The following is a 25,071-nucleotide window of genomic DNA, read 5'->3' on the forward strand; positions in this document are numbered from 1 at the left end:
GAACGACCTCCCGGGCCGCCCCACGGCCGGCCCGCCCACCAGAGACGAGACACCCCCGTGCCCACCCCCTCCCCGGCCGCCGGCCGCGCCGGCTCCGTCCGGCGCCTGGCCCCCGCCCTCGCCCTGACCGCCGCCCTGATCGGCGTGAGCGCGTGCTCCCCGGGTTCCTCCGGAGCGGCGTCCACGGGTGCCGCCGGCAAGCTCACCAGAGTCACCCTGGCCCTCGACTGGACGCCCAACACCAACCACACGGGCATCTACGTGGCCCAGCGGCAGGGCTGGTTCAAGGAAGCCGGTATCGACCTGGAGATCGTGCCCTACGGCTCCACCGCGCCCGAAACGCTCATCGCCAACCACAAGGCCGACTTCGGCGTCTCCTACCAGGAGGGCGTCACCACCGCCCGCGCGGCCGGGCAGGACATCGTCTCCGTCTACGCCGTCACCCAGAAGACCGACGTCACCATCTCGGTGCGCGCCGACCGGGACGACATCACCTCCCCCAAGGACCTCGACGGCAAGACGTACGCCGGGTTCGGCGCCCCCTACGAGGCGGCGCTGCTCAGGAGCGTCATCCGGGAGGCCGGCGGCAAGGGCGAGTTCGAGAACGTCACGCTCAACACCTCCGCGTACGCCGCGCTCTACGCGCACCAGGCCGACTTCGCGATGCCGATGCCGACCTGGGAGGGCCTGGAGGCGAAGCTCGACGGCAAACCGCTGAAGGACTTCCAGCTCTCCGACCACGGCTTCCCGGCGATCTACTCCACCCTGATCGCCTCCTCCGACGGCTACCTGAAGAGCCACGGGGACGTGGCCCGCGCGTTCCTCTCCGCCGTCCAGCGCGGCTACACCTACGCCGCCGACCACCCGGCCGAGGCCGCGAAGGAACTGGTCGCGGCGAACAAGGGCGTGCTCACCAACACCAGACTGGTCGACGAGAGCGAGAAGCTGCTCGCCGCCGAGTACTACCGCGACGCCGACGGCAGGATCGGCGTGCAGAGCGCCGAACGCTGGCAGGCCTTCGCCGACTTCGAGTTCGGGGCCGGGCTGCTCTCCGACGCCGACGGCCACCGGCTCACCGAGGCGCCCGACGCCTCCGCGTACTTCACCGACGACTACCTGCCGGAGCGGTGATGGCCGCCACCGGTACCCGGCCGGGCGCGCTCCGGCGGGCCCTGGCGGCGGGATGGCCGCCGGCGCTGGTGCTGGGCGTCCTCCTGGCGGGGTGGCAGGCATGGACGTCCTCGGCGCACGTCGACCCGACGACCCTGCCCGGCCCCTGGCGGGTGCTCACCCAGGGCTGGGAGAACCGGCAGGCGCTGTGGGACAACACCCTGCCCACCCTCCAGGAGACCGCGGCCGGCTTCGGGCTGTCGTTCGCCGCGGCCTGGCTGGTGGCGGTCGCGCTGGACTTCTCCGCCGCCGCGCGGCGCGGACTGTACCCGTTGCTGGTCGCCTCCCAGACGATCCCGATCGTCGCCGTCGCACCGCTGCTGATCATCTGGTTCGGGTTCGGGCTCTTCCCGAAGATGCTGGTGGTCACCCTCGTCACGTTCTTCCCGCTCACCGCCAACCTCGCGGCCGGCTTCGCCTCCGCCGACCGGGAGGCGATGCGGCTGCTGCGCTCGCTGGGGGCCGGCCGGTGGACGGCGTTCCGGCTGGTGCGGGTGCCCAGCGCCATGCCGTACTTCTTCACCGGCCTGCGGGTGAGCATCACGTACGCCGTGGTCGGGGCGGTGTTCGCGGAGTACGCGGGCGCCGTGTCCGGGCTGGGCATCTACATGCAGGCCCAGAAGAGCGCCTTCCGCACCGACCTGGTCCTCGCGGCGGTCGCCGTGACGGCCGTGCTGTCCGTGGCCCTGTTCGGGGCGACCCACCTGCTCCAGCGGCTCGTCCTGCCCTGGGAGCGCCGTACCACCGAGGAGGACCGCGCATGAGCGCCCCGCCCCCCGCCGTGTCGTCCGCCGCCGCGCGGTCCGCCACGCCGGTGCCCGCCCCCGCCGGCGGCGACGCCGTGCCCCCGCGCCTGCGGGTGCGGTCCGCGGTCAAGTCCTACGGTGACCTCCGGGTGCTGGACGGGCTCGACCTGGACGTCCGGCCGGGCGAGTTCGCCGCCGTGATCGGTCCGAGCGGCGCCGGCAAGAGCACCCTGTTCAACCTGGTCTCCGGGCTGGAGCGGCCCACCGCCGGAGAGATCCTGGTCGACGGCGAGCCGCCGCGCACCCGCTCCGGACGGGTCGCCTACATGCCGCAGAAGGACCTGCTCTTCCCGTGGCGCACCGTCCTCGCCAACACCGCCCTGGGCCTGGAGGCCGAGGGAGTGCCCCGCCGGCAGGCCCGCGCCCGGGCGGCGGAACTGTTCGAGGCGTTCGGCCTGGACGGCTTCCAGCACGCCTACCCGAGCGCGCTCAGCGGCGGCATGCGCCAGCGCGCCGCGCTGCTGCGCACGGTGGTCCTCGGCCGCCCGCTGCTGCTGCTCGACGAGCCCTTCGGCGCCCTGGACTCGCTCACCCGCGCGGACATGCAGCGGTGGCTGCTGCGGATGTGGCGGCACTACGGCTGGACGGTCGTCCTGGTCACCCACGACATCCGGGAGGCGCTCCTGCTCGCCGACACGGTGCACGTCATGTCGCCGCGCCCGGCGCGGGTGGTCGACCGGATCGAGGTCCCCCGGCCCGCGGAGGACGGCTCCGGACGCCACCCGCAGGCGCTCGACCCGGCGTCGGCCGCCGCGCTGGAGGAACGCGTCCTGCGCGCCCTGCGCCCGCCGACCGCCGGCGGGGCCCGGTGAACGCGTCCGGCCCGGGCACCGGGCCCGTCGCGCACGGCATGGGCTACGAACGGGTGGAGCCGGACTGGGCGCCGCTGACCGACCCCGAGGCCGCGGAGGTGCTGGACGCGCTGTGCGGGCCCGGCCGCACCCGGGTGCGCTGGCGCAGCCCGCGCCCGCTGTCGGCGGCGGCGCTGGTCGCGCACGGCGGACGGGAGGTCTTCCTCAAACGCCACCACGCGAGCGTCCGCTCCCTCCGGGGGCTGGCGGAGGAGCACGCCTTCCTGCACCACCTGCGGGCGCACGGCGCCCCGGTGGTCGAGGTCCTCGGCGCGCACGCCCTGGGCGAGTGGACCTACGAGGCGCACGCCCCCGGGGCGGGTACCGACCTCTACCGCGACGCCCTGTCGTGGACGCCGTTCGCCTCGGCGGCGCACGCCCGGCAGGCCGGTGCCGCGCTGGCCCGCTTCCACCTCGCGGCGGCGGGGCACCGGGCGCCGGCCCGGTCCGTGCAACCGCTGGTCTCCTCGTGGAGCATCTTCGCCGACCGCGACCCGCTGGCCGCGCTGGAGCGCTACGCGGCGGCCCGGCCCGCGCTCGCCGAGGCCCTCGACCGGACCCCGGTGCGTGCGGACACCGAGCGGCTGCACCTGCCGTTCCACGCCCGACTGGCGCCGCTGCTGGGCGAGTTGGAGCCGTTGTGGACGCACAACGACTGGCACGCCTCCAACCTGCTGTGGCACTGCCCGGCGGACGGCGGTACCGAGCGGGCCCGCGTCGCGACGGTGCTGGACGTGGGCCTGGCCGACCGCACCACCGCCGTGCACGACCTCGCGCTCGCCCTGGAGCGCAACGTCTTCGGCTGGCTCGACCTGCCCCTCGGCCCCGACATCCCGGTCCACCTCGACCACCTGGACGCCCTGTTGACCGGGTACACCGGCGTGCGCCCGCTCGCCGCGGCCGAGGCCCGCGCGCTGCCGCTGGTCCTCCCGCTGGTGAACGCCGAGTACGCGCTGACGGAGATGGACTACTTCCACGGGGTCACCCGCTCGGCCGTCAACACCGCCCTGGCCCGCGCCTACTACACGGACCACACCGCCTGGTTCACCACCTCCCGAGGCCGCGCGGTGCTGGAGCACCTGCACGAGCGCTGGGGTGCCTGAGGCCCGGGCGCCCGGCCCGGACTCGCGCGGGGCCTCGCGCGGGTCCGGACCCGGGCAGGCCGTCGCGCACGTCCAAACTCGCTCAGTCGGGTGAAACCGGGCTTCGACGGGTCGCCGCCACGGGTACGCGAAGGGGGACACCGCGCCCGCCCGCCCCGCCCCGTGGGCCGGCGGCGAGGGACGACCGACAAGGAGTGGACTCGTGACCAGTGCCCCCGTGCACGCGCTGAACGACGGTACGAAGCTTCCCGGGGTGGGCCTGGGCACCTACCCGCTGGACGACGAGGCGGCCGAGCGGGCCGTCGCCGGCGCGCTGGAGACCGGCTACCGGCTGGTCGACACCGCCGTGAACTACGGCAACGAGACCGGTGTCGGGCGCGGCCTGGCCCGCTCCGGCGTGCCCCGGCCGGACGTGGTGGTGACGACCAAGCTGCCCGGACGCCACCACGGCTACCAGGAGACGCTGGCGTCGTTCGAGGAGTCCCGGCGCCGGCTCGGCCTGGAGTACGTGGACCTCTACCTCATCCACTGGCCGCTGCCCCGGGTGGACAGGTACGTGGACTCCTGGCGGGCGATGATCAAACTCCGGGACGACGGCCTGGTCCGCTCGATCGGCGTCTCCAACTTCACCGCCGAGCACCTGGAGCGCCTGCACCGGGAGACCGGCGTCCTGCCGTCGGTCAACCAGGTCGAGCTGCACCCGCTGCTGCCGCAGGACGAACTGCGGGCCGTCCACGCGGAGTTGGGCATCCGCACCGAGAGCTGGAGCCCGCTCGGCCGCGGCTCGGCGCTGCTCGACGACCCCGCTGTCGGCGCGGTGGCCCGGGCGCACGGCGTGACCCCCGCGCAGGCCGTGCTGCGCTGGCACACCCAGCTCGACGCCACCCCGATCCCCAAGTCCGCGGACCCCGGGCGCCAGCGCGCCAATCTGGACCTCTTCGGCTTCGAGCTGACCGCAGAGGAGATGGCCCGGATCGCCGACCGGCCGCACGAGCGGCTGGGCGGCGACCCCGACTCCCACGAGGAGTTCTGACCCCGGACGGAGCAGTTCCGGAGCAGTTCCGGCGACGCTCCGGAGCGCTCTGCTCGACGGCTCCGGCGGCCATGCCGCGGGTGGGGGTGCGGGGGAAGGCGAAGAAGACCACCGTGGAGCCGCCGTCGAGGTCGGCGGCCTCGTACGGCTCGGGGTCGATGCGCCGCAGGCCGGACTACCGGCCGTGCGCGCCGGGAAGGCCGGTTCGGGAGCCGGTCATCCCCCGGCGTGCGCGGCGTCCGACAGGGCCGCGATTCCGCCGCCCAGGAACGCGACGGCGCCCGCGACGGCCGCCTCGCTCGGGTCGAGGTAGACCTCGGCGATCACGGCGGCCGCGGCGGCGGCCACCATGCGCGGCGCGAACGAGTCCGGATCGGCGCCGCGTTCCGCCGCGAAGATCCGCGCGCCCTCCTGGACGGCCTCGGTGATCCGACTGTTGGCGATCGCCTTCAGCTGCGGGTTCCGGTCGATCATCCGCTCCCACAGCGCGTCCAGCTCGCCGCTGGCGGCCACGTCCTCGCGCAGCCACGCCTCCAGCGCGCCGAGGGTGGTGACGCCCTCGGCGCGCTCGGCCAGCGACCGGCTCAGTCGGTCGGTGAACTCCTCCAGGTACGAGGTCGCCAGGTCGAGCTTGGTCGGGAAGTACAGCGTCACCGTGCGGGGGGAGACCTCCGCCAGCCCGGCGACGTCCGCGACCGTCGTCGCGTCGAACCCGCGCTCCGCGAACAGCTCGTACGCCGCCCGCAGGATCGCCTCTCTCCGCCGGGCCTTGCCCCGCTCCCTCGCGCCGTCAGCCATGCGCAGAGCCTATATCGGACAGTAATTTTGCAGTCGACTGCAAAATTACCTTAGGGTGTAAAAATCTGCGGGTCATTCGAGAGCGAGGACGACATGGCATCGGTGCTGTACGCGTGGGGCCGCTGGGCGGTGCGCCGCCGCGGCGCGGTGGTCGCCGGATGGCTCGTCGTGCTCGCCGTCGTGGGCGGCCTGGGCCTGGCCATGGCCGGGCCGGTGAGCAAGGAGTTCCCGGTCCCGGGCATCGAGTCGCAGCGGGCCCAGGACCTGCTGGAGGAGAAGATGCCCGAGGCGTCGGGCGGCACCGTGCGGATCGTGGTCGCGGCGCCGGAGGGCGCGACCCTGGACACCGGAGCCGCCAGGGCCGCGCTCGGCCGGAGCCTCGGCGAGGCCGCGCACGTCCCCGGAGTCGTCTACGTCGCCGATCCCTTCGAGGCGCGGACGGTGTCCGCCGACCACCGGATCGCCTTCGCCGACGTCCAGTTCCGCGAAGCCGCCCAGCAGGTTCCCGAGACGTCCACGAAGGCCCTCACCGCCGCCATGGCCGCCGCCCGCGACGCCGGTCTGCGGGTGGAGTACGGCGGCTCCGCCATGGAGCCGGACACCGAGGTGGGCGGACCGGCCGAAATCATCGGCGTCGTCATCGCCTTCGCCGTCCTCGCCGTCGCCCTGGGCTCCCTGGTCGCCGCCGGGCTGCCGCTGCTGACCGCCCTGGTCGGCGTCGGCATCGGCGTCCTGGGCGTCCAACTCGCCGCCAACGCCGTCGACATGACCGACACCGCCACCGTCCTGGCCCTCATGATCGGCCTCGCCGTCGGCATCGACTACGCCCTGTTCATCATCGCCCGCCACCGCGAGCAGCTCCAGGACCCCGGCACCGACGTCGAGGAGTCCGCCGCGCGGGCCACCGCCACCGCCGGCAGCGCCGTCGTCTTCGCCGGCGCGACCGTGATCATCGCGCTCGCCGCGCTCGCCGTCACCGGCATCCCCTTCCTCACCGTGATGGGCCTGGCCGCCGCCGCCACCGTGCTGCTGGCCGTCCTGATCGCCGTCACCCTGCTGCCCGCCCTCCTCGGCCTGCTCGGCGAACGCCTGCGCCCGCGCGCCCGCGCCCGCACCTCCCCGAACGACACCTGGTCCCTCGCCTGGGCCCGCGCCGTCACCCGCAAACCCCTGCTCGTCGTCCTCGCCGGTGTCGTCGCGCTGCTCGCCCTCGCCCTGCCCGCCAAGGACCTGCGCCTGGGCCTGCCCGGCAACGCCTCCCAACCCGCCGCCAGCACCCAGCACAAGAGCTACGACCTGCTCACCGAGGGCTTCGGCCCCGGCTTCAACGCCACCCTCACCGCGGTCGCCGACACCAGCCGCATCCCCGCGTCCGACCGCGAGGCCGCCCTCGGCGAGCTGACCGCCTCGTTGGCCGCCGTCCCCGGCGTGGCCCACGTCGAGCAGCCCGTCCCCAACGCCGACGCCACCTTCGCCGCCATCGCCGTCGTCCCCGCCAGCGGCCCCGACGACCAAGCCACCAGCGACCTCGTGGACCGGCTGCGCGCCCTTGAGCCGGGCTTCGCCCGCGACGGCGGCACCCTCTACATCGCCGGCTCCACCGCCGCCGCGATCGACGTCTCCGCCAAGCTCGCCGACGTCCTGCCGCTGTTCGTCGCCCTCATCGTCGTCCTCGCGCTGGCCCTGCTGACCCTCGCCTTCCGGTCCGTGCCGGTCCCGCTCAAGGCCGTCCTCGGGTTCCTGCTCTCCGTCAGCGCTTCCCTCGGCGCCACCGTCTGGGTCTTCCAGCAGGGCCACCTGAACGGCCTGCTCGGCATCCCCACCGCCGGACCCGTCACCGCGTTCCTGCCCGTCCTGCTGATCGGCGTCCTGTTCGGCCTCGCCATGGACTACGAGGTCTTCCTCGTCAGCCGCATGCGCGAGCACTTCCAGCACAACCGCGACGCGCGGGACGCCGTCATCCACGGCGTCGCCGCCAGCGGACGGGTCGTCACCGCCGCCGCCCTGATCATGGTCGCCGTCTTCGGCGGGTTCGTCTTCAACCACGACCCGATCATCAAGTCGATCGGATTCGCCCTGGCCGTCGGCGTGTTCATCGACGCCTTCGTGGTCCGGATGATCCTGGTCCCCGCCACGATGGCCCTGCTCGGCCGCCGCGCCTGGTACCTGCCGCGCCGACTCGACCACCTCCTCCCCGACGTGGACATCGAGGGCGCCGGCCTGCCCCGGCCGGCCGCCGACCGGACTCCGACCGGGCCGCCCCCCGGTACCGCAAGCACGTCCGTCCGCCTGCCGGACGGCCGTTGACCGCCCCGCACCGCGTCCCCAGGATGGTGATCATGAATTCCGGCGCCTCGTACACCCGTCCACCGCTCGTCGTGCGTCTGCACGTCGACCTGGTGCGGCAGTCGAGCGCGCTCTGTCGCTCCCGGACGAACTGACCCCCGCCTCCCGCCGGAGCATCCTCCGGCCCCGTTCCGCCTCGTCCGATGGAGCACCGCCATGCCTTCGCGTTCGCCGCGCCCCGACCGGGAACCCGCCGACTCGCCGCGCCCCGCCGGCCTGTCCCGGCGCGGGTTCACCACCCTCGCCGGAACCGCCGCCGCCTCGGCCGCCCTGGCGGCACCCGCCGTCGCCGCCCCCGCCCGGGACACCGCGCCAGCCTCCCGTCCCGGCGCGGAGCGGCCCAACATCCTGTGGCTCGTGGCCGAGGACCACTTCACCTTCCTCGGTTGCTACGGCGACCGCACCGCCCGCACCCCCACGCTGGACCGGCTGGCCCGCGAGGGCATCCGCTACGAGCACTCCTACTCCAGCGCCCCGGTCTGCGCCCCCTCGCGCTTCGCGCTGATCAGCGGCGTCCACCCGCAGAGCGCCGGCCCGGCCGAACACATGCGGGCGCTGGGCAAGGTGCCGGACTTCCTCCGGGGCTTCCCCGAGTACCTGCGCCGCGCCGGCTACTACTGCACGAACAACAGCAAGACCGACTACAACACCGTCGTCGACACGGGCGCCACCTGGGACGAGTCCAGCACCACGGCCCACTGGCGCGACCGCCCGGCCGGGGCGCCGTTCTTCGCGGTGTTCAACGACATGACCACCCACGAGACCTGCCTGTTCACCGCGAAGGACGGGCGCACCCGACCGTCCGAGGTGCGGCTGCCGGCCTACCTCCCCGACACCCCGGAGATCCGCGCCGACTTCGCCCACTACTACGACGCGATGGAGACCCTGGACGGCCGGATCGCCGCCCAGCTCGCCGAACTGGAGGCGGCCGGGCTGGCCGAGGACACCATCGTCTTCTTCTACTCGGACAACGGCGGTGTGCTGCCCCGCAGCAAGCGCTACTGCTACGAGGAGGGGATGCGCACCGCCCTCATCGTGCGGTTCCCCGAGAAGTGGGCCCACCTGGCGCCCCGGCCGGCCGGCTCGGTGGAGGAGGGTGCCGTGACCTCGGTCGACTACGGGCCCACCGTCCTCGCCCTGGCCGGGGTGGCGATACCCGACCACGTCCAGGGACGGCCCTTCCTGGGCGTCCGCAGACCCCGCCCCGCCGCCTACGCCTTCGGCGGCCGGGACCGGATGGACGAGCGCTACGACATGGTGCGCACCGTGCGCGACGCCCGCTACCGCTACCTGCGCAACTACGCGCCGCACCGGCCCTGGGGACAGCAGCAGGCGTTCGCCTGGCTGGCCAAGGGCTACCAGTCCTGGGAGCGGGAGCACCTCGCCGGCCGGCTGAACGCCCAGCAGGAACGCTTCTGGCACCCCAAGCCGCACCAGGAGCTGTACGACCTGCACGCCGACCCCGACCAGGTGCACGACCTCGCCGACGATCCCCGCCACGCCGACACCGTGCGCCGGCTGAGCCGAGTGCTGGACGACCACATCATCGCGATCAACGACAACGGGTTCATCCCGGAGGGCAGCCCGCTGGAGGGGTGGGAGGCCAGCCGGAAGCCGGGCGCCTACCCGCTGCGCCAGGTCCTGGAGCTGGCCGGCCGGGCGATCGAACGCGACCCCCGCCACCTGTCCGCCCTCGTCCGCGCGCTCGACGACCGCAACGAGGCCGTCCGCTACTGGGGAGCGCAGGGCCTGCTGATCCTGGGCCGCCGGGCGGCCCCGGCCGCCGACCGCCTGGCCAGGACGCTCCAGCGCGACTCCTCGCCCCAGGTCCGGATCGCCGCGGCCGAGAGCCTGGTCAACCTCGGCCGCCGCACGGACGAGGCGGTCGCCTTCCTCGCGAAGACCCTGGGTGAGCACGCGAACCCGTTCGTGCGCCTCCAGGCGATCAACGCCCTCACGTTCATCGACGCCGAGACCGCCCGGCCGGCCTACCCGGCGGTGGCGGCCGCCGCGCTCAGCCCGAACGAGTACCTGCACAACGCCGGCCGCTACCTGAAGTTCGTCCTGGACGGCACGTACACCCCGTCCTCGCGGGTCTACGAGCCGGTCGCCTGAAACGCGTCCTGCGCGGCGGCGTCGAGGTGCCTTCCCCCGCACCGGGGCGGGCCGACGGAACGGACCGCCTGCCCGTGGTGGGAGCGGCAGGCCGGGAAGCCTGCCGTGCCGACGCGGACCAGGCTGCGCAGGCCGATGCGAATCCGCAGGCGGTGAAGGCGGCCACGTTGCGGCGGGCGGGCGCCGGCGTCACCTTGTGCGCCGTGAAGCACGAGCGTCCCCGCCGCTGCCCCGGGGGTGTCAGGGCCGGGGCCGGGCGGCTCGCCACCGGGTGAGCGGGAGGGAGGGGACGACGGCGGGACAGCCGGTCGTCCAGCCGTGGGCCTCGGACCGGGGGACGGGCCCGCTGATGGCGTCCAGGGCTTCGGGGACGGAGGTGCCGGTCCCGTGCGGCTTTCGCGCGGGTGGTGGACCCGCCGCACCGGCGGTTGCGGCGTCCCCACGGGCCCCCGATCACCGGGACGTGGTGGAAGGACCGCGGCGAGAGGGCGCCGACGGCCACGGCACAGGACGGAACGGCCAGGGGACCTGCCGGGGCGGGCGGCGAACCGCACCGGACCGTCCAGGGGCTCCGGGGTGCGGTTCGCGTTGCGGTGAGGTAACGCTGCCGCAACTTCCCCTTGACCGGGTATCGGCGCGATTGCATACTCACTTCCCGGCGGTTAATCGATTAAACGAAGGCGGGGAGGAGAGGGTGGCGATGGCCCGGGTGCGGATGTCGGACGTCGCCGCGGCGGCGGGCGTGTCGACGGCGACGGTGTCGATGGTGCTCAGCGGCGCGGGGGGCGACCGGATCTCGGCGCAGACCCAGGCGAAAGTCCGGGAGGCGGCCGAGGCGATCGGCTACGCGCCCAACTCGGTGGCGCGCAGCCTCCGGACGCAGCGCACCCGGATGATCGGCCTGATCTCCGACAGCATCGCCACCACCCCCTTCGCCGGCCGGATGCTGGCGGGCGCCAACGACGCGGCCCGTGAGCACGGCCACCTGGTGGTGCTGGTGGACACCGACGGCGACCCGGCGCAGGAGCGGCAGGCGGTCGAGGCGCTGACCGGGCAGCGGGTCGACGCGATGGTCTACGCCCGGATGTGGCACCAGGTGGTGGACGCCCCGGCGGGCCTCGCCGAGGGCAGCGTCTTCCTGGACTGCCGCCCCGCGCACGGGAGTTGGCCGGCCGTGGTGCCGGACGACCGGGAGGGCGGGGTAGCGGCGACCCGGGAGTTGACGGCCGCCGGGCACCGACGGATCGCCTACCTGGACGCCCCGGAGGGGGCCGGCGTGGTGGCCTCCGGGCTCCGCCTGCAGGGTTACCTGCAGGTACTGGCCGAGGCGGGCATCACCCCCGACCCGGCGCTGCACGTGCGCGGCGAGACCGACGCGGGCGGCGGGAGAGCCGCCGCGGAGGAACTGCTCGACCTGCCCGCCGGCCGGCGTCCGACCGCCCTGTTCTGCTTCAACGACCGGATGGCGATGGGTGCCTACACCGCAGCCCACCGCCGGGGCCTGCGCGTCCCGGAGGACCTGTCGGTGGTCGGCTACGACGACCAGCAGCTGATCGCCGCCGAACTCGACCCGCCGCTGACCACCATCGCCCTGCCGCACTACGAGATGGGGCGCTGGGCGATGGAGGTGGCGCTCGGGGAACGGGTGGCCGACCCGGTCGAACCGCACCGCATGGAATGCCCGGTCATCCGCCGACACTCCGTGGGTCCGCCGCCGTCCCCGGGGACTGGCCGGTAGCGGCGGCGGACTCCTCGCAGTACTTCCAGCACGCGGCAGTTGGCGCTGCCGTCCGGCTGGTGCAACCACACGGCAGTTGGCGCTGCCGTTCACTCGGGGCCGACTTGGCGGTCGGCCCCCGGAAAGGGACCCCCTGTGCGCAATCCCCTCGCGATGGTAGCAGCGGCAAGCCTGCTCGGTACGGTCGCACTGACCGGCTGTGCCAAGGCCAGCCACGACGGTGCCTCCTCCGACGGCGGCCCGACCGAGGTCACCATGTGGACCCACTCCGCGGGCAACCCCGGCGAGCTGGCCGTCTACCAGCAGATCATCGCCGACTTCAACGCCTCGCAGAGCGAGTACAAGGTCGTCCAGCAGAACTTCCCGCAGGGCTCGTACAACGACGCGGTCACCGCGGCCGCCGCCGCCCGCAAGCTGCCCTGCCTGATCGACCTGGACGGCCCGATCATGCCCAACTGGGCGTGGGCCGGCTACCTGCAGCCGCTCGGCCTGCCGAGCAACCTCACCGACTCCCTGCTGCCCACCGCCGTCGGCACCTACCGGGGCAAGATCTACTCGGCGGGCTACTGGGACGCTGCACTGTCGATCTTCGCCCGCAAGTCGGTCCTGGAGAAGAACGGCATCCGCGTCCCCACCGTCGAACAGCCGTGGACGCTCGCGGAGTTCGACGCCGCGATCGGCAAGCTGAAGGACTCCGGCTACTCGACCCCGCTGGACCTGGGCGCCGCCGACAAGGGCGAGTGGTGGAGCTACGCCTACTCGCCGATGCTGCAGAGCGCGGGCGGCGACGAGATCGACCGCACCGGAATGAAGTCGGCCCAGGGCGTACTGAACGGGCCGGACGCGGTGAACTTCTTCACCTGGTTCCAGAAGGCGTTCAAGAACGGCTGGGCGAACAGCGACGGCCCGGTCGGGAACCAGAACTTCATCGACGACAAGGTCGCGCTCAGCTACACCGGCGTCTGGAACGCCAAGGACGCACTCGAGAAGGTCGGGTCCGACCTGCTGATCCTCCCCCCGGTCGACTTCGGCAAGGGCCCGAAGATCGGCGGCGGCTCCTGGCAGTGGGGAATCTCCACGGGCTGCGGCAAGACGCAGTCCGAAGGAGCCCGCAAGTACCTGGAGTTCAGCTTCCAGGACAAGTACCTCACCGCGTTCTCCGACAGTCAGGTGGTCATCCCCGCCACCGCGGGCGCCACCGCCGCCTCCAAGTACTTCGGCGCCAACGGCGAGCTGCGCCAGTTCGCCGTGCTGTCGCAGAAGTTCGCGCTGGCCCGGCCCGCCACCCCCGGCTACCCGGTGGTCTCCACCAGCTTCGAGAAGGCCGCCAAGGACATCATGAACGGCGCCGACGTCAAGTCCTCGCTGGACGCCGCCGTGCAGGCGATCGACAGCGACATCAAGTCGAACAACGGCTACGGCAACTGACGCAGCGGCGAACGGCGACCGGGCGGGGCGTGCCGCCGCCCGGCCGCCGGAAAGGTGTGACCCCATGACGGCGACCTCCCGCCTCGACACCCCGGCCGACCCCGGCCCCGACGAACCCCGGCCCGCCCCCGCGGCAGACCCGGCCCCCGCGGCCACCCCCGCCCGCTCCGGCGGGCGCTCCGGCGGGCGGCGCGGGGCCGCCCGCCGCAGCGAGGCCAGGGCGGGGCTGGCGATGGCCTCCCCGGCGGTCCTGCTGCTGCTGGCCTTCCTGATCGTGCCGGTGCTGCTGGGCTTCGTCCTGTCCTTCACCAACGCCCGGCTGGTCTCCCCGGAGCCGCTGCGCTTCGTCGGCCTCGACAACTTCGTCCGCGCGTTCACCGTCGACCCGACCTTCTTCCGGTCGATGTTCAACACCTTCGCTTTCGCGGCGGTGGTGGTGCCGGTGCAGGCCGGCTTCGGCCTGCTGCTGGCGCTGCTGGTCAACCAGAAGATCCGCGGCGCCACCGCGTTCCGGGTGATCTTCTTCATCCCGGTCGTGACCTCGATCGTCGTGGTCTCGATCCTGTGGAAGTTCATGTACCAGCCGAACGGCCTGGTGAACTCCTTCATCGACTCGATCACCTTCGGGGCCTGGCAGGGCACCGCCTGGCTGAACAACCCGAGCACCGCGCTGTTCGCGATCATCGTGCTGTCCGTCTGGCAGGCCGTCGGTTTCCACATGCTGATCTGGCTGTCCGGCCTGCAGACCGTCCCGGAGGAGCTCTACGAGGCCGCCCGGATGGACGGCGCCGGTGCCTGGCGCCAGTTCAAGGACGTGACCTGGCCGTGCCTGCGCCCGACCAGGATCTTCGTCCTGATCACCATCACCATCGCCGCGCTCGGCCTGTTCGTGCAGATCGACGTGATGACCCAGGGCGGCCCGGTCGACTCCACCTCGACGCTGGTCTACCACGCGGTGCTCACCGGCTACCGCCAGCAGCAGATCGGGTACGGCTCGGCCCTGTCGCTGGTCTTCTTCGTGATCGTGCTCGTCATCGCGCTGATCCAGCGCCACCTCACCCGCGACAAGGACTGACCCATGGCCGAGACCGTACGCGCCCCCCGGGCGCGCACCGCAACGAGCGAGCAGCAGCTGCGCCGGCGCCGCCGGGCGTGGTCCTACCTGGTGCTGGTCGGCCTGTCGGTGTTCTTCCTGTTCCCGCTGGTGTTCATGTTCGTCTCCAGCCTCAAGCCGGACGGGCAACTGCTCTCCGACATCGGCGGCTGGCGGGCCTTCCTCCCGGTCGGCGACGTCAGCCTGCACAACTACGGTGCCGTCTTCGACCGGGTGCCGGTGGGCCGGTTCCTGCTGAACTCGCTGTTCGTGACGGTGGCGATCGTCGGCCTGGGACTGGTCGTCAACTCGATGGCGGGCTTCGCCCTGTCCCGGCTGCGCTGGCGCGGCCGCGGCCTGGTGACGAGCGTCGTCATCGCGACCCTGATCGTCCCGTTCGAGACCATCGCAGTGCCGCTGGTGTACTGGGTGGCGCACCTGCCGATCCTGTTCTTCCAGGACGGCACCCTGGTGTGGGACACCGGCTGGCTCGACGGCTACCAGGTGCAGATCATCCCGTTCGTGGCCAACGCCTTCTCGATCTTCCTGTTCAGCCAGTACTTCTCCACCATCCCGACCTCGCTGGACGAGGCCGCCCGGATCGACGGCGCCGGCTGGTTCACCATCTACCGCAGGATCGTCGTCCCGCTGTCCGGACCGGCCTTCGCCACCGTGGCGATCCTGACCTTCCTGCCCGCCTGGAACCAGTACCTGTGGCCGACCATGGTGGTCCAGGACGAGAAGCTGCGGCCCGTCATGGTCGGCATGCAGTACTTCTTCCAGGACAACCCGGCCTGGGGCGAGGTCATGGCGTACACGTCGATGATCACCCTGCCGGTGCTGGTGGTCTTCCTCGCCTTCCAGCGCTCCTTCGTCAGCAGCGTCGCCGCGAGCGGCGTCAAGGGCTGACCGCCCTCCTCCCGCAGTTCCCTCCGCACCCCGCGCCGACCCCGCCGCCCGCCCCCCGCCGCGGCCGAGGGTCCGCGCGGCCTGCCCGAAAGGCCGTCATGTTCTCGCTGCCCGACTCCTGGGTCTGGGACTTCTGGTTCGCCGACGACGGCGAGCAGCACCACCTGTTCTTCCTGTACGCCTCCCGCGCCCTGCACGACCCCGAGGACCGGCACTACCGCGCCTCCATCGGGCACGCCGTCTCCACCGACCTGCGGAACTGGACCCGCGTTCCCGACGCCCTGGTCCGCGCCGACGCCCCCGCCTTCGACGACCTGGCCACCTGGACCGGCTCGGTGGTCCGCCACCCCGACGGCACCTGGTTCCTGTTTTACACCGGCTCCACCCGCGCCCCCGGGGGCAAGAACGTCCAACGGATCGGCTACGCCACCTCCACCGACCTGACCACCTGGCACAAGGCCGAGGCCAACCCCGTACTGAGCGCCGACCCGGCCCTCTACGAGACCCTCGACTCCGGCCGATGGCACGACGAGGCGTTCCGCGACCCCTGGGTGTTCCCCGCCCCGGACGGCGACGGCTGGCACATGCTGATCACCGCCCGCGCCACCACCGGAGCGGCCTTCGAACGCGGTGTGGTCGGCCACGCCGTCTCCGCCGACCTGCGGACCTGGGAACTGCGGCCGCCGCTCTCCGCCCCCACCGCCCACGGCTTCGGGCAGTTGGAGGTCACCCAGACCGAGGTCGTCGACGGCAAGCCCCTGCTGCTCTTCTCCTGCCTCGCCGAGCACGCCTCCGACAGCCGCCGCGCCACCGGCACCCGCGGCGGCATCTGGGCCGCCCCCGCCCGGAGCCTGCTCGGCCCGTTCGACATCGACGCCGCCCAGCAGGTCACCGACGACCGCTACTACAGCGGCAAACTGGTCCGCCGCCGCGACGGGGCGTGGGTGCTGCTGGGCTTCCACCACACCGGTCCCGACGGCGGCTTCGCCGGCGGGGTGAGCGATCCGATGCCAGTGTCCTGGGACGGACACCGGCTGACCGTCGAGGGCCTGGACGCCGAAGACCTGGAGGCCGAAGACCTGCACGCCCGGGGCCCGCTCCCGCCGGCCCGCTGACGCCCCGCCGCCCCCATCCCCCCTCCTCCACCCAGGAGTCGAGCATGACCCCACGCTCCTCGCTCCACCGGCCCCGCCGCGCCCTGCGGCTCGGCCTCGCCGCCCTGTTCGGGCTGGTGCTGACCGCCGCCGCCGTGGTCGCCCCCGGCCGGGCCGCCCCCACGGCGGCCCGGGCGGCGGACAGCTACCGGTCCGTCTACCACTTCACCGTCCCCGACCACTGGAAGAACGACCCGCAGCGACCGGTCTGGTTCGACGGTGCGTTCCACTCCTACTACCTCTACAACGCCGACTACGGGCAGCAGATCGGCACCGCCTGGCGGCAGGCCACCAGCACCGACGGCGTGGCCTTCCACGACCAGGGCGTCGCAGCCCCGAAGAAGACCAACGCCAACTACGACCTGTGGTCCGGCTCCGCCGTCGTCGACACCGGCAACACCGCCGGGTTCGGCCCCGGCGCGGTGGTCATGATGGTCACCCAGATGGACCACCCCACCCCCGCCCAGATCGCCGACGCCTCCGGTCCGCAGGCCCAGTTCCTCTGGTACTCCACCGACGGCGGACGCAACTTCCGCCCCTACGGCGACACCCCCGTCCTCCCCAACGGCGGCCGCAGGGACTTCCGCGACCCCAAGCTCGTCTGGGACGCCGACCGGAACCGCTGGGTCGCGCTGCTCGCCGAGGGCACGAAGATCAGCCTCTGGACCTCGCCCGACCTGAAGACCTGGACCTGGGCCTCCGACTCCACCCACACCGGTCTGGGCACCCTGGAGTGCCCCGACCTGTTCCGGATGCGGGCCGACGACGGCACCGTGCACTGGGTGCTGGGCGCCAGCGCCAACGGCTACCTCACCGGTGACCCCAACACCTACGCCTACTGGACCGGCAGCTTCGACGGCACCGCCTTCACCCCCGACACCACCGCCCCGCAGTGGCTCGACCACGGCTTCGACTGGTACGCGGGCGTCACCTGGGAGGACCCGGCCGCCCCGCTCGACCACCGCTACGCCACCGCCTGGCTCAACAACTGGACCTACCCGTACACCACCCCGACCTGGGCGTCCGACGGCTTCAACGGCACCGACGCGATCACCCGGCAGCTCAGCCTCAAGCACTATGCCGACGGCTACGCGCTGGCCTCCCGGCCGGCCCCCGCCCTCGACCGGCACGCCGCGAGGACCACCGACCTGGGCACCGTCCAGGTCAGCGGCCTCACCACCCTGCCCTACCGCGGCACCGCCTACCGGCTGGACGCCGACGTCAGCTGGAGCGCCCTGGACAACCTCGGCGTCCAGCTGCGGGTCTCCGCCGACGGCACCCGGCACGCCGACGCCGGGATCTACCACGACTTCAGCTACCTGAACCGCGGTCAGACCGGCAACCCCTCGCCGGACGGCACCCACCTGGAGTCCCACGCCCCCCGGGACCCGGCGAAGACCACGGCCCACCTGACGGTCCTGGTCGACCGCACCAGCGTCGAGTACTTCGTCGACGACGGCCGCCACGTCCACTCCGACGAGGTGTTCGCCGACCCCGCCGACGACGGGCTGAAACTGTTCACCAGCGGCGGCACCGCCACCTTCGCCCACCTCACCGTCACCGAGTACAACGACCTGACCCAGCGCCCCGCCCGGCCGCTGGCCGACTTCGAGGGCGGCGCGTACGCCCCCGGCTGGACCGGCACCGGCGACCTGGCGGGCACCGCCCCGACCGTCGAGCAGCTCCCCGGTTCGGTGGGCGCCGCCGTCCTCGACACCTTCGCCGGCCGCGACAGCGCCACCGGCACCCTCACCTCGCCCGCCTTCACCGTCGACCGCGACCACCTGCACCTCCTCCTCGCCGGCGGCGACCACCCGCTCGGCACCCCCGGCGCGACCAGCGTCAACCTGCTGGTCGACGGGCAGCCCGTGCGCACCGCCACCGGCGCGGACAGCGGCACCATGCGACCCGTCGACTGGGACCTGACCGACCTCCAGGGGCGCACCGCCCGGCTCCAGGTCCTCGACGACGCCACCGGCGCCTGGGGACATCTGATGGTCGACCAGGTCGTCCTGAGCGACTGACCGACCACCGCCCGGGGCGGCGCACCCCGTGCGCCGCCCCGGGCACCCACCCCCTACCCGGGAGCAGCCCACCGCCATGCCCGAACCCACCACAGCGGACCTCGACTTCCTCGTCATCGGCGAGTGCGTCGCCGACATCGTCCGCACTCCCGGCCTCCCCGACCGGCCGCACCCCGGCGGCAGCCCCGCCAACGTCGCCCACGGCCTCGCCCGGCTCGGGCGGCGCACCGCCCTGCTCACCCAGCTCGGCGACGACCCGTACGGTGAACTGATCCGCACCCACCTGGAGGCGGGCGGCACCACCGTCCTGACGGACGGCCAGGACGTCCCGACACCCACCGCCATCGTCACCCTCGACCCGTCCGGCAGCGCCTCCTACGAGTTCGCGATCGACTGGACCCTCGCCCCGACCCCGACGCCCCGCACCCGGCACGTCCACCTCGGCTCGCTCGCCTCCGTGCAGGAACCCGGCGCGGCAGTCGCCCGCCGCCTGCTCCGAGAGGCCCGCGCCGGCGGCGCCACCGTCTCCTACGACCCCAACGTCCGCCCCGGCCTGGTCGGCGAGCGGGCGGCCGCCGTCGCCGCCGTCGAACACTGTGTCGCGCTCAGCGACCTGGTCAAGGCCAGCGACGAGGACCTCGCCTTCCTCTACCCCGGCATCCCCGTCCGCGACAGCGCCGCCCGCTGGCTCACCCTCGGCCCCGGCACCGTCGTCGTCACCCGGGGCGGCGACGGAGCCTTCGCCCTCACCCCCACCGGCGAGACCCGCGTCGACGCCCCGCCCACCACCGTCGTCGACACCGTCGGCGCGGGAGACTCCTTCATGTCCGCACTCCTCGCCACCCTCGACACCCACCGCCCCTCCCTCGACGCACTGACCGCCGCCCTGCGGACCGCCGCCGCGGCCGCTGCCATCACCGTCTCCCGCGCCGGAGCCAACCCGCCCACCGCCGCCGAACTCACCGACGCCTCCAGTCGCCGGGCACCCGGAAGCGGGTGACCGCTTGCGGATGCCCGGGCACGGGAGGACCTGGGGGTGAGCCGCAGCACGCGGCGCCGGACGACCGGGTGAGCGGGCGGACCGGGGCCTCGAGGGGTGCCGGTTACCGGGGGGTGCTCCATTTCTGGCTGGTGCCGGAGTGGCAGTCCCACAGGTGCAGGCGGGTGCCGTTGGCGGTGGACTGCTGGTAGACGTCGAGGCAGCGGCCGGAGGCGGGGTTGCGGTACTGGCCGTCGGCGGTGCGTTCCCAGGTCTGGGAGGCCACCGGCAGGCAGTCCCAGAGGTGGGCGCGGGTGCCGTTGCCGGTGCCGCCGGATTCGAGGTCCAGGCACTTGCCGAGGGCGTGGAGCTTGCCGTCGGTGAAGGTCCACTGCTGGGCGGGGACGGCGGCGCAGTCCCACAGTTGGACGGGGGTGCCGTTGGCGGTGTCGCCGTCGGAGACGTCGGCGCACTTGCCGGCGAGTCCGACGAGGTGGCCCTGGGGGCTGCCGGTGGCCTGGACGGTGCGGGCCTGTCCGGCGCGGACCTTGACGGCGGTGTAGGGGCCGTACTGGTCGGTGCCGGTGGTCCAGCCCTCGCCGTCGGCGGCTTCCAGGGCGGTGAGGTCGGGGTAGGCGGCGGGGGTGGCGCCGTCGACGGTGACGCCGGTGGCGTCCCAGCGGTTGATCTTGACGACGTTGTACCGCAGCGGTGAGTCGTAGGAGCCGGTGCGGGCGTCGGTGCGGACGGTGGCGGTGTCGGCGGTGCGCCGGGCGGTGATCTTCTGCTGGTAGTAACTGCCGTTCTTGTAGGCGGTGGTGAGGCCGTCGTCGTCGTAGACGGTGAAGTCGGTGGCGGTGTCGGCGGGGAACACGTTCAGGTCGAGCTGGGTGACGGGGGCCTGCCCGGTGTACTGCTGGACGGGCTGGGTGGCGACGATGCCGCCGCCCTTCACGAACAGCGGGATGTCCTGGAGGGTTGCCGGGTCGACGGGGTAGTCGATGGTGGTGGGGCCGGTCCAGGTGGTGCCGCGGGCCCAGTCGGTCCAGGTGCCGGCGGGCAGGTAGACGCTCTTGCCGGTGGCGCCCATCTCGACGACGGGGGCGACGAGCAGGGAGTCGCCGAACATCCACTCGCTGGTGAGGTTCGCGGCGGCCGGGTCGTCGGGGTAGTCGTAGAAGAGCGGGCGGACCAGGCCGATGCCGGTCTCGTGGGTGGTGCGCTCGTTGGCGTACAGGTACGGCATGAGTTGCATGCGCAGGTCGATCGCCTTGGTGGCGGCGGCCTGGGCGGCGGGGCCGTACAGCCAGGGCTGGCGCTTCTTGTCGAGGGTGCCGTGGACGCGGTAGACGGGGACGAAGGCGCCGAACTCCATCCAGCGGGCGTACGCCTCGTCGGTGGGGTCGCCGGTGAAGCCGCCGATGTCCATGCCCCAGCGGGTCTCGCCGATGTTGGCGGCGGTGAGCAGGCCGGTGCGCTGGTTCGCGAGGGTGGTGGCGTCGGAGTCGATGTCGCCGGACCACATGCCGTAGCCGTAACGCTGGGCGCCGAGGTAGAAGTTGCGGTTGAGGGAGAAGACGCGGTGGTCCGAGGTGGCGCTCTGCCCCTCGTAGAGGGCGCGCTGCATGTCGGTGTGCTGGAGGCTGTCGAAGTCGGTGCCGTTGGCCTCGTCCGCTTCGTCGTTCCACCAGCCGGCGATGCCGGTGTCGGCGAGGTTCTTCGCGTGCTGCCAGTACCAGTCGCGGCACTTCTGCTGGGAGAAGTCGATGTCGTTGGCGAGGCGGCCGGAGAAGTACTCGGGGTAGTCGGCGCGGCCGGGGTAGAGACAGCCGTTGTCGCGGGCCCACCGGCCCTGGGCGGTGGTGCCGCCGTCGGGGGCGCCGATGACGATGCGGGGTTTCATGATCCCCATCAGGTGGACGCCGCGGTCGGCCATGTCGCGGGCGAAGGCGCCGGAGGCTCCGTCGGGGTACTTGTCCGGTTGGACGTTGCCGGGCGCGGAGGTGGAGTTCCAGCGGAACTCGCCGTAGTCGTCCTCGCCCCAGGCCTTGAAGTCGAAGTCCATGGTGAACGCGTCGAGGGGGATCTGCCGGCTGCGGTAGCCGTCGACGATGCCCTTGACCTCGTCCTCGGTGCTGCCCCACTGGCTGTTGTTGAAGCCGAGGGCCCACTTGGGGGCCATGTCGGGCAGGCCGGAGATCTCCGCGACGGCGTTCATGACCTGCTTGGGCGGTCCGGCGACGGCGTAGTAGGAGACGTCGGTCTTGGAGACGCCGGTGAAGGTGAGGCCGGTGTCGGTGATGTCGAAGTCGCCGTCGACGGAGTCGACGAGGAGTCCGTAGTGGGTGGTGAACACCAGGGGCGCGCCGCCGTCGCCCTGCTTCCCGGCGCTGACGTGGCCGCCGGAGTCGCGTTGCATGCCTGCGGCGAGGCTCTGCTTGGGGTCGTCCTCGGCGTGGGGGACGGGGGTGCCGGTGATGCCGTAGAAGTTCTGCCCGGGGGCGTGGGTGAAGTGGAGGGCGCCGGGTTCGACGCCGCCGGAGGCGGGTTCGGTGAGCAGCGGGGTGCCGGTGGAGTCGTAGATCGCCACCCGGGCGGGGTGCCTGGCGATCCGGACGCTGAGCCGGTCGGTGGTGATCACCACGGGGTCGGCGGTGGTGTCGATGCTCGTGGTGTTCGAGCCGGTCCACTGTTTGCCGGGGTCGATGACCGGGGTGTCGGGGCTACCCGCACCGCCGGGCCGGTAGTCGACCTTGACGGTGTCCGGGCGCAGGGCGCGGACGACGAGCCGGTCGGCTCCGACGGAGACGGTGACGGTGTCGCCGGTGACGCTCACACCGGTGACGTCGCCGAGGGAGGCGGCGCGGGCTTCTCGCGGGTGCGCGCCGAGGGTGAGGGCGGCGGCGAGGACCAGGGCGAAGGCGGCGGACGGCGCCCGCCGGCGGGCGGTGGGCGCTCTCATCCGCGGGTGACCGTGACGTCGTCGAGCTGCAGGGAGGTGCCCGGGCCGGCGTCGAGGTAGAAGCCGAGGTCGAGGGTGCCGGCGGTGTCGAGGGTGACCGTGCCGGTGACGTCCTGGTAGGCGGCGCCGGGCGTGATCGGGGAGGTGGTGGTCGGTGCGCCGCCGGGGGTGAGTTCCAGGCGGGCGGTGGTGACGGGGTTGCCGGCCAGGGACTGGAGCTTGGCCTTGGCGCGGACGGTGTAGGTCCCGGCGGGCAGGGAGAGCGTCTGGTGGGTGCTCTGCCGGACGGGCCGGGCGGGGTCGTAGAAGTACAGCTTGTACTGGCCGTCGGCGACGTCGTAGGAGTCGACGCCGTACTGCGGGGCGCTGCCGTGCCACTCGCTCCAGCCGGACAGGTCGCCGCTCTCGAAGCCGCCGTTGGCGACGGGGTCGCGGTTGTCGAGGGTGACGGAGTCCAGGTTGATCGCGCCGGTGTCGGCGGCGTCGCGGCGCACGGTCAGCAGGTTGACGCCCCGGGTGAGGGTGACCTGCTGGTGGCCGGTGGCCCAGGTGTTCCAGTCGGCGGTGCCGGGCAGGGACGCCGTGCCGGCGGACTGCTGGGCGCCGGCCAGGTTCTGGGCGCTCCAGTGGACGGTGCTGGTGCCGCCGCCGGCCGCGTAGCGGATGCCGAGGTCGTAGCTGCCGGCTTCGGGGGCGTCGACGGCGAAGACGACGTTCGAGCCCGCGGAGGCGGCTTCGAGCTTGTCGACGAACCCGGTGCCGGAGTACCCGGCGTGGTTGTTGTCGAACCTGGCTCCGTCGCGCCAGGTGGCGACCTCGGCCTGGTAGGTGGTGGTGAACGCGTCGGCGGTGGGCCCGGTCGGCTTGATCCGGACCAGCTTGACGTCGTGCGGGGCGAGGGTGGCGGTCACCGAGGTGAGGTGGCCCAGGTCGGTGTGGGTCCACAGGTCGCGGGCGTCGCCGCCGTCGGTGAGTCCGGCTTCGGCGGAGAGGTCGAGGCTGAGCGTGCGGGTCCGGGTGTCGTCGCGGTTGAACAGGGCCACGACCCAGTCCCCGTCGGCGGTCTGGCCCGTCCACCGCTCGGTGTCGCGGCTGCCGGTGGCCTCCTGGCCGTCGGTGGCGGGCTCGTAGGGGGCGGCGCTGCGGTAGACGGGCTTCCCGGTGAAGCCCTCCTGCTTGAGGGCCAGGATCTCGCGGTTCTGGTAGTAGGCGAGTTGGCCGTCGCCGGTGGTGTTCGTGTCGGCGACGGCGATGGGTGCGCCGGCCATGGTGAGCAGGGAGATCTCGGTGCGCTTGCCCGCGTCGCCGATCGGGGTGTCGGGGAAGGTGTTGAGCCGGGTGAAGTCGCCGTCGAGGGTCATCGCGCCGCGGCCGCCGACGTCGGAGAAGCCGGTGAAGCCCAGGAACTGGTTGGCCCACTGGCTCCAGCCGGGCTGCCAGGTCTGCCGGCGTCCGCTGACGTGGTCCCAGCCGCCGCCGAAGACGTCCTCGTCGATGCGCATCAGGTCGCCGTACTTCACCTCGGTGGCGGCGTGGTCGTACAGGTTCGGCATGACCAGGCTGACTTCGAGGTCGGGGCCGGCGGCCTCCTCGATCCAGCGCAGCGCGGTGGCGTAGTTGTCGGCGCCGTGCGCGACGGACCCGGCGGGCGCGCCGACGGCGGTCGCGGACTCGTACCAGCTCAGGAAGTCGATGCGCAGGAACTTGACGCCGATGTGCTTGAAGTAGTTCACGTAGCCCTGGACGTACTCCTTGGTGCCGGGCTTGGTGACGTCCGCCCAGTAGAGCGGCTTGTCCGGGTTGCCGAGGAAGCGGTCGCCGGGGGTGACGATGTCGGAGACCTTGAGGTCGGGGCGGCCGACGACGGTCTTGGCGGGGTCGGCGACGGCGGCGGGCGTCACCCACAGGGGGTTGTAGTAGACGCCCATGTCCAGGCCCGCGGAGTCGAGCTGGTCCTTGACGCCGCTCCAGGTCTTCGTCCAGGAGTCGTTGTACTTCAGGACGTAGCCGTGGGCGTCGGTCTGGGTGCCGCCCTCGATCCAGCCGTCGGTGCTGGCCATGGTGTAGCCGTAGGGCTTCAGGTTGTGCGAGACCCAGGAGATGTCGGCGTCCCACTGCGCCTCGGTCAGGGGCGAGTCGCTGGTGAACGGCTGCTCGTAGGCGATCCAGTACAGGGGGTGCGAGCTGGTCCCGGTGCGGGTGCTGGTGCTCTCCCGGGCCTCGGACGACGAGGCCGGAACCAGCAGGGCGGTCCCGGCGAGGGCGGCCGCGAGCAGGGCCTGGCCGATTCTTCGGTGCATGGGATCGTTCTCCGTGAGGTGGGGTGGGACGGAGGGGGAGGGGGGCGTCGTCGCAGTCGGAGCGGTCCCGGAGGAGAGCTTCCGATACTTGCTTGAAGCGAGAAATTAACGCCGCCCACATCGTGGCGACGTGTGCATGTGAAGTCAAGGGTCGTGCGGTCAAGGCTCCCCTTCATTTTCTTGGCTATGTAAACTAACTGCGCGATGCCCGCCGTGTGCGGCGGACCGGTGCCAGACTGATCCGCAGCCGCGTCGGCCGACG

Annotated in this window: 17 protein-coding genes; 14 read left to right on the forward strand and 3 right to left on the reverse strand. The window is 72.9% G+C overall.

Annotated features, from left to right (window positions below):
• Positions 1-57: 57 nt before the first annotated feature.
• From HUT16_RS27630 to HUT16_RS27650, 5 genes are all read left to right on the forward strand, one after another.
• Positions 58-1,131 (forward strand): ABC transporter substrate-binding protein, encoded by a 1,074-nt coding sequence (locus HUT16_RS27630; protein WP_254898011.1) that lies wholly within the window; start codon positions 58-60, stop codon positions 1,129-1,131.
• A complete protein-coding gene (locus HUT16_RS27635; protein WP_176190765.1) occupies positions 1,131-1,934 on the forward strand; it encodes an ABC transporter permease in 804 nt (267 codons plus the stop codon). The genes HUT16_RS27630 and HUT16_RS27635 overlap by 1 nt, the downstream gene beginning before the upstream one ends.
• Positions 1,931-2,788: an ABC transporter ATP-binding protein gene (locus tag HUT16_RS27640; protein WP_176190766.1), complete on the forward strand. Its 858-nt coding sequence runs from the start codon at positions 1,931-1,933 to the stop codon at positions 2,786-2,788. Before HUT16_RS27635 ends, HUT16_RS27640 begins: the two co-directional genes overlap by 4 nt.
• Entirely contained in the window at positions 2,785-3,930 is a 1,146-nt protein-coding gene (locus tag HUT16_RS27645) for a phosphotransferase enzyme family protein (protein WP_254898012.1), read from the forward strand. The genes HUT16_RS27640 and HUT16_RS27645 overlap by 4 nt, the downstream gene beginning before the upstream one ends.
• 202 nt (positions 3,931-4,132) lie before the next feature.
• Positions 4,133-4,963 carry an aldo/keto reductase gene (locus HUT16_RS27650; RefSeq protein ID WP_176190767.1) on the forward strand — a complete coding sequence of 277 codons (831 nt, stop codon included), beginning with the start codon at positions 4,133-4,135 and terminating at the stop codon, positions 4,961-4,963.
• A 216-nt stretch (positions 4,964-5,179) separates the two neighbouring features.
• On the opposite strand, the gene HUT16_RS27655 is transcribed toward HUT16_RS27650, so the two are convergent.
• A complete protein-coding gene (locus HUT16_RS27655) occupies positions 5,180-5,761 on the reverse strand; it encodes a TetR/AcrR family transcriptional regulator (protein WP_176190768.1) in 582 nt (193 codons plus the stop codon).
• Between the two features lie 93 nt (positions 5,762-5,854).
• Here HUT16_RS27655 and HUT16_RS27660 point away from each other — a divergent pair, with 93 nt between their 5' ends.
• The 9 genes from HUT16_RS27660 (at position 5,855) to HUT16_RS27700 (ending at position 19,568) form a co-directional block, all read left to right on the forward strand.
• Positions 5,855-8,068, forward strand: a complete 2,214-nt coding sequence (locus HUT16_RS27660; protein ID WP_176190769.1) for an MMPL family transporter — start codon at positions 5,855-5,857, stop codon at positions 8,066-8,068.
• A gap of 195 nt (positions 8,069-8,263) precedes the next feature.
• Positions 8,264-10,222 carry a sulfatase-like hydrolase/transferase gene (locus HUT16_RS27665; RefSeq protein ID WP_176190770.1) on the forward strand — a complete coding sequence of 653 codons (1,959 nt, stop codon included), beginning with the start codon at positions 8,264-8,266 and terminating at the stop codon, positions 10,220-10,222.
• Between the two features lie 700 nt (positions 10,223-10,922).
• Positions 10,923-11,960, forward strand: a complete 1,038-nt coding sequence (locus tag HUT16_RS27670) for a LacI family DNA-binding transcriptional regulator (protein WP_176190771.1) — start codon at positions 10,923-10,925, stop codon at positions 11,958-11,960.
• Between the two features lie 153 nt (positions 11,961-12,113).
• Positions 12,114-13,388 (forward strand): extracellular solute-binding protein, encoded by a 1,275-nt coding sequence (locus tag HUT16_RS27675; RefSeq protein WP_176190772.1) that lies wholly within the window; start codon positions 12,114-12,116, stop codon positions 13,386-13,388.
• 64 nt (positions 13,389-13,452) lie between these two features.
• A complete protein-coding gene (locus HUT16_RS27680; protein ID WP_217712099.1) occupies positions 13,453-14,463 on the forward strand; it encodes a carbohydrate ABC transporter permease in 1,011 nt (336 codons plus the stop codon).
• 3 nt (positions 14,464-14,466) lie between these two features.
• Entirely contained in the window at positions 14,467-15,390 is a 924-nt protein-coding gene (locus HUT16_RS27685; protein ID WP_100840062.1) for a carbohydrate ABC transporter permease, read from the forward strand.
• A gap of 98 nt (positions 15,391-15,488) precedes the next feature.
• A complete protein-coding gene (locus HUT16_RS27690; RefSeq protein WP_176190773.1) occupies positions 15,489-16,505 on the forward strand; it encodes a glycosyl hydrolase family 32 in 1,017 nt (338 codons plus the stop codon).
• Positions 16,506-16,549: 44 nt separating this feature from the next.
• The gene (locus tag HUT16_RS27695) at positions 16,550-18,568 is read left to right on the forward strand and encodes a glycoside hydrolase family 32 protein (protein WP_176190774.1); all 2,019 of its coding nucleotides are present in this window, start codon (positions 16,550-16,552) and stop codon (positions 18,566-18,568) included.
• 76 nt (positions 18,569-18,644) lie between these two features.
• The gene (locus HUT16_RS27700) at positions 18,645-19,568 is read left to right on the forward strand and encodes a carbohydrate kinase (RefSeq protein ID WP_176190775.1); all 924 of its coding nucleotides are present in this window, start codon (positions 18,645-18,647) and stop codon (positions 19,566-19,568) included.
• Between the two features lie 103 nt (positions 19,569-19,671).
• On the opposite strand, the gene HUT16_RS27705 is transcribed toward HUT16_RS27700, so the two are convergent.
• Both HUT16_RS27705 and HUT16_RS39375 read right to left on the reverse strand, forming a co-directional pair.
• Complete coding sequence (locus HUT16_RS27705) at positions 19,672-22,509, reverse strand: TIM-barrel domain-containing protein (RefSeq protein WP_176190776.1); 2,838 nt, start codon at positions 22,507-22,509, stop codon at positions 19,672-19,674.
• Entirely contained in the window at positions 22,506-24,809 is a 2,304-nt protein-coding gene (locus HUT16_RS39375) for a carbohydrate-binding protein (protein ID WP_176190777.1), read from the reverse strand. The genes HUT16_RS27705 and HUT16_RS39375 overlap by 4 nt, the downstream gene beginning before the upstream one ends.
• Positions 24,810-25,071: the final 262 nt, after the last annotated feature.

The sequence above is a fragment of the Kitasatospora sp. NA04385 genome (assembly GCF_013364235.1).
Classification (GTDB): domain Bacteria; phylum Actinomycetota; class Actinomycetes; order Streptomycetales; family Streptomycetaceae; genus Kitasatospora.

Coding starts and splice junctions, on each gene's coding strand:
- HUT16_RS27635 (WP_176190765.1), top strand. CDS start 1,131: ATGGCCGCCACCGGTACCCGGCCGGGCGCGCTCCGGCGGGCCCTGGCG.
- HUT16_RS27640 (WP_176190766.1), top strand. CDS start 1,931: ATGAGCGCCCCGCCCCCCGCCGTGTCGTCCGCCGCCGCGCGGTCCGCC.
- HUT16_RS27655 (WP_176190768.1), bottom strand. CDS start 5,761: ATGGCTGACGGCGCGAGGGAGCGGGGCAAGGCCCGGCGGAGAGAGGCG.
- HUT16_RS27660 (WP_176190769.1), top strand. CDS start 5,855: ATGGCATCGGTGCTGTACGCGTGGGGCCGCTGGGCGGTGCGCCGCCGC.
- HUT16_RS27665 (WP_176190770.1), top strand. CDS start 8,264: ATGCCTTCGCGTTCGCCGCGCCCCGACCGGGAACCCGCCGACTCGCCG.
- HUT16_RS27670 (WP_176190771.1), top strand. CDS start 10,923: ATGGCCCGGGTGCGGATGTCGGACGTCGCCGCGGCGGCGGGCGTGTCG.
- HUT16_RS27675 (WP_176190772.1), top strand. CDS start 12,114: ATGGTAGCAGCGGCAAGCCTGCTCGGTACGGTCGCACTGACCGGCTGT.
- HUT16_RS27680 (WP_217712099.1), top strand. CDS start 13,453: ATGACGGCGACCTCCCGCCTCGACACCCCGGCCGACCCCGGCCCCGAC.
- HUT16_RS27685 (WP_100840062.1), top strand. CDS start 14,467: ATGGCCGAGACCGTACGCGCCCCCCGGGCGCGCACCGCAACGAGCGAG.
- HUT16_RS27690 (WP_176190773.1), top strand. CDS start 15,489: ATGTTCTCGCTGCCCGACTCCTGGGTCTGGGACTTCTGGTTCGCCGAC.
- HUT16_RS27695 (WP_176190774.1), top strand. CDS start 16,550: ATGACCCCACGCTCCTCGCTCCACCGGCCCCGCCGCGCCCTGCGGCTC.
- HUT16_RS27700 (WP_176190775.1), top strand. CDS start 18,645: ATGCCCGAACCCACCACAGCGGACCTCGACTTCCTCGTCATCGGCGAG.
- HUT16_RS27705 (WP_176190776.1), bottom strand. CDS start 22,509: ATGAGAGCGCCCACCGCCCGCCGGCGGGCGCCGTCCGCCGCCTTCGCC.
- HUT16_RS39375 (WP_176190777.1), bottom strand. CDS start 24,809: ATGCACCGAAGAATCGGCCAGGCCCTGCTCGCGGCCGCCCTCGCCGGG.